We start from the raw sequence: 8273 nt of genomic DNA on the forward strand, positions 1-8273 counted from the left end.
AACATCTCGAAGCGTGAGGGGCGGTCGTTCGTGTTGTCCACGCAGAGTCACCCGTTCACCGAGTGGAATCCACAGCGAGGTTAAACAACAAGCTCAGAGAGGGTTTCATATGCTTCTGCATGCTGAAGCCCGGTTTAGTCCTCGCCTGACTTGCGGGATAAATATCCATTGCGGGGATTTGTGAGGTCGGTCGTCGACCTTCCACTCGGCGATTTGGACCACAACGTCCCATGGAGCGTGTCTGGTTTGAAAATCTGCCCGTTCGGTCGCCTTGCTGGTCTCATGGATCCCGTCGGCGGGCTGCCCAGCCCCGTGTATGCAGCGGACCGACCGGCTGAGCGCTCGGACAAAACACTGCGAGATGCTTTAAACAGTCATTTTGAATCGGGATCAAACGCCCTCTCAGGACCGTGTCCGGGGAGACGACCAGGTGCAGCTGCCGCAGCTTGGGCCTGGGAGCCGATGGAGACGCGCGGCAAAGAATGCGCGGTCCGCCGCAGTGACCCGTGGCCAGTCGATCTGCCGCAGCGGAACGGCCAGCTGGTGGCGCAGCGTCAATATCTCCATGTCCTCGTCCACGTCGCTCATCGGCAGCAGCCGCATGAGGGCGAACACACTTGAGACGGCGAGGTAGGGCAGTCGCAGCAGCACGATCCATCAGCTGACACATCTACCCGGCGATCAACGGCCGTTCACAAGAACCTGCACGTCACAGGCCATGGATGGGGTTTTCGGCACCCGCAGGGTCGGATGTGACCGCCGCCTTCGGTTGACACGAGTCAGAGGTAGATCACCGGTTCGGGGCCGCCACTCTGACCTGGCCTCCGGTGAGGGTGGTTCGGCTTCGCGCCGCTGGGTCCAAGGACCGCGCTACTTCGGTTCCAACAGCCCTGTCTCGCCGGACACGCTAGACCAGGTCATCGGGGGTGTGGCCGAAGGTGTGGGCCCGGTGTTCTGCGAGATCGCTGAAGGAGCGGGCGGCGGCGCTCTGGTAGGCGGTATCCCGGCGGAGCATTGTGACGGTTCGTGAGGGGAGTGGGGGGTCGACGGGTACGGAGTGGAGGTGGGGCTGTTCGCGGGTGATGGCGTCGGGTAGCACGGTGGCGAGGCTGGTTCGTTGGACGATCGCAACGAGCGCATTGACGGAATTGGCCTCGATGGCGACCTGTGGTCGGACCCGGTGGTCGGCGAGGTACTGGTCGATGTGGTGCCGGGTAGCGAAGTCCGGGCTGAGCAGGGCGAGTTGCTGGTCGCGCAGTTCGCGGACCGGTATCGGGCCCGGGCGGGTCGCGTAGGGGTGGGTGGAGGCGACGACGAGGCCGAGGTTTTCGGTGAACAGGGCGGTGGCGGTGATGGCCGGGCGATGTGCTCCGCCGAAGGCGATGCCGAGGTCGAGCTGGTCGGCGGCGAGCTCGGACTCGATGCGGTCCTGTGTCATCTCGCGGATGTCCAGGGTGATCCCGGGGTAGCGCGCGTGGAAGTCCTCGACGAGCGGCCCGATCAGGTAGGCGGTGAAGGTCGGGGTCATGGCCAGGCGCAGGGTGCCGTGCGAGAGGTCCTGGACGTCGCGGACCGCGCGCTCGGCTGCGGCGAGGTCGCGCAGGGCTTGGCGTGCGTAGTGGGTGTAGGCCTGGCCGGCGTCGGTGAGGCGCACGGTGCGCCCGGAGCGGTCTAGGAGTTGCACGTGTAGCGAGTTCTCGAGCTGTTTGATCTGCTGCGAGAGCGTGGGCTGCGAGACGTGGAGGGCTTCGGCGGCGCGGGTGAAGTTGGCGTGCTCGGCCACGGCGAGCAGGTACCGGAGGTGGCGCAGTTCCATGAGCCAACTATAGACGGCACTGATAGATCCGATGGCTATTGCGTCTTGGACACTATATACACAGGTCATGCATCGTTGAGGTCATCGGCAGGCAATACCGGTCGTCGAAGAGGGAGTGACCTCATGAACGAGATGGCGCAGGGTTTCCAGAGGTTCAGCCGGGAGGTGTTCCCGACCCAGGCGGCACTCTTCAAGAAGCTCGCCACCACCCATCAGCCGACCGCGCTGTTCATCGGCTGCTCGGACGCCCGGGTCGTGCCGGAGCTGATCACCCAGACCGATCCGGGCGAGCTGTTCGTCATCCGCACCGCGGGCAACCTCGTGCCCCCGTACACGCAGGGTGCGGACGGCGTCGCGGCGAGCATCGAGTACGCGATCAGTGTGCTCGGGGTCACGGACGTGATCGTCTGCGGGCACTCCGCGTGCGGCGCGATGACCGCCCTCGCCTGCGGCAACGACCTCACCGGTCTGCCCGCCGTCGCCACCTGGCTGCACCACGCGGACGCCTCCAAGGCCCGCACCGACGCAGGCGAACACCCTGCGGGCGCGGAGCGGGTCGCCGCCCTGGTGAAGGACAACGTCCTCGCCCAGCTAGCGAACCTGAAGACCCACCCGTCCGTGGCCAAGGCCCTGGTGCAGCACATGGTGACCCTCCACGGCTGGGTCTACGACATCGGCAGCGGCTCCGCCGAGTTGCTCGACACCGAAAGCGGACAATTCACCGCCCTGGCCGGCTGACCACCCCCGCATCCCCTCCCACGATCCCCAGACCAGGTCCGGGCACCCGCCTCGGACCCCATCCCGAAAGGCTCACCTCATGGTGCACGCACAGTTCGACCAGACCGCCCGCCAGCAGCTTGCCCTGCAGGTCGTCGACGCCAAGACCCGCAAGGACCTCACCTGGCAGGAGCTCGCCGACGCCGCCGGCCTCTCCATCGCCTTCGTCACCGCGGCCCTGCTCGGCCAGCACCCCCTGCCCGCCGACGCGGCCAAGGCCGTGACCGAGCGCCTGGGCCTGGACGAGGACGCCGCGCTGCTGCTCCAGACGATCCCGCTGCGCGGCTCCATCCCCGGCGGCATCCCCACCGACCCGACCATCTACCGCTTCTACGAGATGCTCCAGGTCTACGGCACCACCCTCAAGGCCCTGGTCCACGAGCAACTCGGCGACGGCATCATCAGCGCCATCAACTTCAAGCTCGACTTCAAGACCGTCGAGGACCCCGACGGCGGCCACCGCGCCGTCATCACCCTCGACGGCAAGTACCTGCCCACCAAGCCGTTCTGACCCCAGGCGGGCCGGGGACCGACCTAACAGGTTCCCCGGCCCGTCCCCCGCCCCGACCCGCAAGGAACCGCCGCCGTGGACTTCGCCCAGCGCACCATCGACCTCGCCCACCGCAACGTCGCCGAAGGCGGGCGCCCGTTCGCCACCGTCATCGTCAAGGACGGCAAGATCCTCGCCGAGAGCCCGAACAAGGTCGCCCAGAGCGGCGACCCCACCGCGCACGCCGAGATCCTCGCCGTCCGCGATGCCTGCACCTGACTCGGCACCGAGCACCTGACCGGCACCACGCCTACGTCCTCGCCCACCCCTGCCCGATGTGCCTGGGCTTGCTCTACTACTGCAGCCCCGACGAGGTCGTCTTCCTCGCCACCCGCAACGACTACGAACCGCACTACGTGGACGACCGCAAGTACTTCGAACTCGCCACCTTCTACACTGAGTTCGCCAAGAACTGGGATGAGCGCCGCCTGCCGATGCGCTACCAGCTCCGCGACGCGGCCATCGACGTCTACCGGGCGTGGCGCGAGCGCAACGCCGGCGAGCGCCGGGTCGCCGGCGCGCCCATCGCGGCCTGATGAGGCACACGCGATGCCCGAGCTGATCGAGAAGGTGGCGTGGATCCGGCTGGAAGACGGCCAGGTGCTCGCCGCCCGCACCCACGGCAAAACCCTCTTCTACCTGCCCGGCGGCAAGCCCGAACCCGGCGAGAGCAACGAGCAGGCCCTGGCCCGGGAAATCGCCGAAGAACTCGGCGTCACCCTGCACCTGCGGGTGCCGATTATTACGTCGGGCAGGTCAGGCCGCGTGTGCGTACTCGTGAAGGATGCCACCGAGTCGGTCACGTCGATGGATGTCCAGCCGGTCGAGTCGGTCGGGGCTGGTGATCGGTTCGGGGGCCGGCCGCAGGGGTGCTGCGCTGTGCAGGGTGCGGTGGGGCCGATGCGCGAGTGCGTGGAGCAGGTGGGCCTGGTTCCAGATCAGCAACCCAGTGCGGCTTCGCCGCACGCCGGGGGGCGGGTAAATCTGTGGGTGTGCGCCGGTGATGCCTCGGTGAGCCCTGGTGGCGGCTGTTGAGGGCCCGGGACCATGCGATTGCCGTTCCGGCCGAAACCGTTGACCCTGTGGTGCCACCAAGCCCGTAGATCAGCATGGTGCTGAGGACCGTCCACGGGAACCGTGGAGTGTTGCCGAGTGCACGAGCGTTAGATTCCTGATCCACCCTGATCCACCCTGGTCCTCCCGGAACGGCGTACTCCTTCATCCTTCGCCCAGTGAGAGGAGCAGGACATCCTCCACGAACGCTGTGCGGGCCTGGACATCAGCAAGAAGGACACCAAGGTCTGCGTGCGCACGCCCAACGCGCGACGGCGCGGGACCTTCACCACCGAGACGACGTCGCCTTCATGCCCCGGCCACCGAAAAACCACCCAGCCGGGAACCCGGGTTCGACAGTTGTGGGCTGGTTCTGGGCACGGGATTACGTGAAAGCGCAGGTCAGGACGTTCCCGTGGCCGCCTAGCTCTCAAAAGCTCTAGTGACACGATTCGCGTGATCACACTGCGTTGACCTGGGGCTAGGCGTGTATCGTCTAGCCACGTGTATGTGCGTACGTCCTCGCGGAGGAACAAGTCGGGGCAGGTGGTGCGGTACCTCCAGCTCGCCCACAACGAGTGGGACTCGGCCGCGGGGGTGTCGCGCACCAAGGTGCTGCACTCCTTCGGCCGCGAGGACGAGATCGACCGCGACGCCATCGAGCGCCTGGTGGCCGCGCTGACCCGGCTGCTGGACCCGACCCGAGCCCGCCGCACTGACCGGACCTGCCGACCTCGTCTTCACCGAGGCCCGCCCGCTCGGCGGCACCTACGTCCTGGACGGAATCTGGCAGCGGCTCGGCCTCGACGACGCGATGCGCCGCCAGCTGACCGGCCGCCGACTTGACCCGCGCGTGGAGCGGGTGCTGTTCGCGCTGGTCGCCAACCGGGCCCTGGACGCCTCCTCCAAGCTCGCCGCCACCGACTGGATCAGCCACGACGTCCACATCGAGGGCCTGCCCGCCATCGACGAGCAGTCCTGCTATCGGGCGATGGACTGGCTTCTGGAGATAGAGCCAGCCCTGGCCAAGGAGGCGTACTTCCGGGTCACCGACCTGCTCAACCTGGAAGTCGACCTGCTGTTCTTCGACACCACCAGCACCTACTTCGAGACCGAGGACGCCGACGAACCCGTTCCCCGCGACGCCGACGGCCGCCGCCTGCCCGACGATGCGGACCCCGAACTCGTCGACAAGGAGCGGGGGTTCCGCGCCTTCGGGAAGTCCAAGGACTCCCGGAGCGACCTGCCCCAGGTCATCGTCGGCATGGCCGTCACCCGCGACGGCATCCCGGTGCGCGTATGGTCATGGCCCGGGTCGACCGCGGACAGCGACCTGATCCGCCAGGTCAAGCGCGACCTGCGCGAGTGGTCCCTGTCCCGCGTCGTCTGGGTCGCCGACCGCGGCTTCACTTCCGCCGCCAACCGCCGCGCGCTCATGCAAGGAGGCGGCGGCTACATCATCGGCGAGAAGCTCCGCTCCGGCTCCGACGAGGTCAAAGCCGCCCTCGCCCGCCCCGGCCGCTACGCGACCGTCCGCGACAACATGCAGGTCAAGGAGGTCAACATCGGCAGCGACGACCGGTTCGTCATCTGCTTCAACCCCGACCAGGCCACCCGCGACGCCGCGATCCGCGCCCGCCTGCTCGCCCAGTTGGAAGAGGCCATCGCCGGCACCGATAAGCTGAACGCGGCCGAACGCGCCCACCTGGCCGGACAGTTGTCCACGAAGCCGGGCCTGAAGCGGTTCCTGCGGACCACCCCCGGCGGCCTCCTGCGCATCGACAAGAAGAAGATCGCCGCAGAGGAGAAGCTCGACGGCAAGTACCTGCTGCGGTCCTCCGACCCGCACCTGTCCGCCGAGGACATCGCCCTGGGATACAAACAGCTCCTTGAGGTGGAACGCGGCTGGAGGGACATGAAGCAACTGCTGGACCTTCGCCCGGTCTACCACCGCCGCGAAGACCGCATCCGCGCCCACGTCCTGCTGTGCTGGCTCGCGCTCCTGCTGATCCGCGTCGCCGAGAACACCACCAGCCAGACCTGGAACCGTCTGCGCGCCGAACTCCAGCGCCTGCAGGCCGCCACCTTCACCGGCCCCGCCGGCACCTACCGCCAGACCTCCGAACCCACCAAGCCTCAGCGCGACATCCTCACCGCCCTCGACCTCCCCGTGCCCAAGAAGGTCATCGAACTCACCACAACGCGCTGACCAGCACGAACACCCACGCCTAGTGACACGCCCCTTCGGCGTGCTCTCACGCGTTCCCGCAGTTCAGGCCGTATTTCCGTGTCCCAGGAAGCACCTGCAACTGTCGAACCCGGGGGGAAACCTCGTTCTAATGCCAGGCGAACTACGCGGTTGAACAACGGCTTCTAACTCCGCACCAAGCGGCGTAACTTAGCGTCACCACCGGATAGGAGACGGAGCCGTTCGCTGGACAGGAACGCCGGAAGCGCTGCGCTGATCACCTCGGAGACAGGAAAATCGGGCTCGGGTGTCCCGGTCAGCCGATGGGTCTGCGATGCCGGTGAGCTCGTTGGACAGGATGGCGATGGGGGTCGACCAGGGGACCACGGTTTGTTGCCACGGCAGCACCAGTGCTGCCCGGAGCACGCGTGTCAGACTCCGCTTCTTCCCTGACCCCTCCGGGGTGCCCGCCGCACAACCGCGCCGAGTGGGAGGGAGCCGGTCATGGCCCGGCAGGACGTGAAGGACGAGGTCATCCATCTGAGGTCCGCGGGAGTGGACCTGGGCAAGCGGTTCCTGCTCGCCTGCACCCGCACCCCCAGCCCGAAGCGGCCGGGAAGCTGGAGCCTGGAAACCGAACGCTTCGGCACGACCCAGGCCGAGATCCGGCGGCTGCTGGCGTGGCTGGTCGAAGCCCGTGTCGAGGTGGTCGTCATGGAGGCGACCTCGGACTACTGGCGGAGCGTCTACTACATGCTCCAGCCGCACTTGAACCTGATGCTGGTCAACCCCGCACATCTCAAGGGGATCAGGGGCCGCAAGACGGACCCGAGCGACGCGGCGTTCCTGGCCCGGGCCGGCGCATCCGGCATGGCGATGGGCTCCTTCGTCCCGGACCGGGAGATCCGCGAGTTGCGAGACCTGACCCGCAGTCGGACCGAGATCGTCCGCGCGGCAGGACGGGAAGCCCAAAGGCTGGAGAAGGAACTCGAGGACACCGGGATGAAGCTCACCTCGGTCCTCAGCAACGTCGTCGGCGCCACCGGACGCGCCATCCTGGAAGCACTGATCGCCGGTGAACGTGATCCCGAACGTCTCGCGGACCTGGCCTGCGGCAAGGCCCGCAACAAGATCCCGGCCCTCATCGAGGCCCTGGACGGCGAGTTCACCCCGCACCACGCGTTCATGGTCCGCCATTACCTGGACGAGATCGACCACCTCAACAGCGCCATCACCATCTTCGACATGCGGATCGCCTCGCTGCTGGCCGAGCACCAGCAGGACCTGGACAACCTCGACACCATCCCCGGCATCGGCCGGCTCGCCGCCGAGATCATCATCGCTGAGACCGGCGGGGACATGGGCCAGTTCGCTTCCGCTCAGCACCTCGCCTCCTGGATCGGCGTCTGCCCAGGCCAGAACGAATCGGCCGGAGTGAGCAGATCCGGACGCACCCGCCCGGGCAACAGCAACCTCAAACGCCTACTCGGGATCGCTGCCATGGCCGCGATCCGCAACAAGGACTCCTACCTCGCCGCGTTCTTCCGCCGGATCTCCGCCCGCAGAGGCGGCAAACGGGCCCTGGTCGCCGTCATGCACAAACTCGCCATCGCCATCTGGCACGTCCTGCACGACCACACCCCCTACCGCGACCTCGGCGCCGACTACTTCGCCAAACGCGATCCCGAACGCGCCATGCGCCGCATGACCAAGGAAGCCAACAGCCTCGGACTGACCATCCGCTTCGAACCCATCGCAGCCGCCTGACCCGCGGGTTCACTGTCTTTTCGTGTCAGTCCCCATATCCGCTGCGGGGACGCCTGTGCCGGCGTGAAAATGGGCGAGGTGGCTGCCTGCCGACGCCGATCGCTCGTTGGGACTGTGTGCCC

The 8273-nt window shown here is 67.2% G+C and carries 7 protein-coding genes and 1 pseudogene; 7 read left to right on the forward strand and 1 reads right to left on the reverse strand.

Annotated elements, in window-relative coordinates; all coding sequences use genetic code 11:
- Positions 1-907: 907 nt before the first annotated feature.
- Entirely contained in the window at positions 908-1816 is a 909-nt protein-coding gene (gene cynR, locus EFK10_RS01040; RefSeq protein ID WP_127353908.1) for a transcriptional regulator CynR, read from the reverse strand.
- 123 nt (positions 1817-1939) lie between these two features.
- Between cynR and EFK10_RS01045 the strand changes: the two genes are divergently transcribed.
- The 7 genes and pseudogenes from EFK10_RS01045 to EFK10_RS01075 all read left to right on the forward strand — a co-directional run bounded on the left by EFK10_RS01045 (position 1940) and on the right by EFK10_RS01075 (position 8151).
- The gene (locus EFK10_RS01045; protein WP_127353909.1) at positions 1940-2554 is read left to right on the forward strand and encodes a carbonic anhydrase; all 615 of its coding nucleotides are present in this window, start codon (positions 1940-1942) and stop codon (positions 2552-2554) included.
- Positions 2555-2633: 79 nt separating this feature from the next.
- Positions 2634-3104 (forward strand): cyanase, encoded by a 471-nt coding sequence (gene cynS / locus EFK10_RS01050; RefSeq protein ID WP_127353910.1) that lies wholly within the window; start codon positions 2634-2636, stop codon positions 3102-3104.
- Positions 3105-3179: 75 nt separating this feature from the next.
- Entirely contained in the window at positions 3180-3362 is a 183-nt protein-coding gene (locus EFK10_RS49270) for a deaminase (protein ID WP_322973261.1), read from the forward strand.
- 56 nt (positions 3363-3418) lie between these two features.
- Positions 3419-3679, forward strand: a complete 261-nt coding sequence (locus tag EFK10_RS49275; RefSeq protein ID WP_240676896.1) for a tRNA-specific adenosine deaminase — start codon at positions 3419-3421, stop codon at positions 3677-3679.
- A gap of 13 nt (positions 3680-3692) precedes the next feature.
- Complete coding sequence (locus tag EFK10_RS49280) at positions 3693-4178, forward strand: NUDIX domain-containing protein (protein ID WP_240676897.1); 486 nt, start codon at positions 3693-3695, stop codon at positions 4176-4178.
- Positions 4179-4700: 522 nt separating this feature from the next.
- Positions 4701-6405: pseudogene (locus EFK10_RS01070) on the forward strand (IS1634 family transposase).
- A gap of 483 nt (positions 6406-6888) precedes the next feature.
- Positions 6889-8151, forward strand: a complete 1263-nt coding sequence (locus EFK10_RS01075; protein ID WP_127353911.1) for an IS110 family RNA-guided transposase — start codon at positions 6889-6891, stop codon at positions 8149-8151.
- The last annotated feature ends 122 nt before the right edge of the window (positions 8152-8273 follow it).

This window comes from Streptomyces soli (assembly GCF_003999195.1).
GTDB lineage: Bacteria > Actinomycetota > Actinomycetes > Streptomycetales > Streptomycetaceae > Actinacidiphila > Actinacidiphila soli.

What these genes read in the sequence shown, in the direction of transcription:
- cynS (WP_127353910.1), top strand. Translation starts at nt 2,634, where the DNA reads ATGGTGCACGCACAGTTCGACCAGACCGCCCGCCAGCAGCTTGCCCTG.
- cynR (WP_127353908.1), bottom strand. Translation starts at nt 1,816, where the DNA reads ATGGAACTGCGCCACCTCCGGTACCTGCTCGCCGTGGCCGAGCACGCC.
- EFK10_RS49280 (WP_240676897.1), top strand. Translation starts at nt 3,693, where the DNA reads ATGCCCGAGCTGATCGAGAAGGTGGCGTGGATCCGGCTGGAAGACGGC.
- EFK10_RS01075 (WP_127353911.1), top strand. Translation starts at nt 6,889, where the DNA reads ATGGCCCGGCAGGACGTGAAGGACGAGGTCATCCATCTGAGGTCCGCG.
- EFK10_RS01045 (WP_127353909.1), top strand. Translation starts at nt 1,940, where the DNA reads ATGAACGAGATGGCGCAGGGTTTCCAGAGGTTCAGCCGGGAGGTGTTC.
- EFK10_RS49275 (WP_240676896.1), top strand. Translation starts at nt 3,419, where the DNA reads ATGTGCCTGGGCTTGCTCTACTACTGCAGCCCCGACGAGGTCGTCTTC.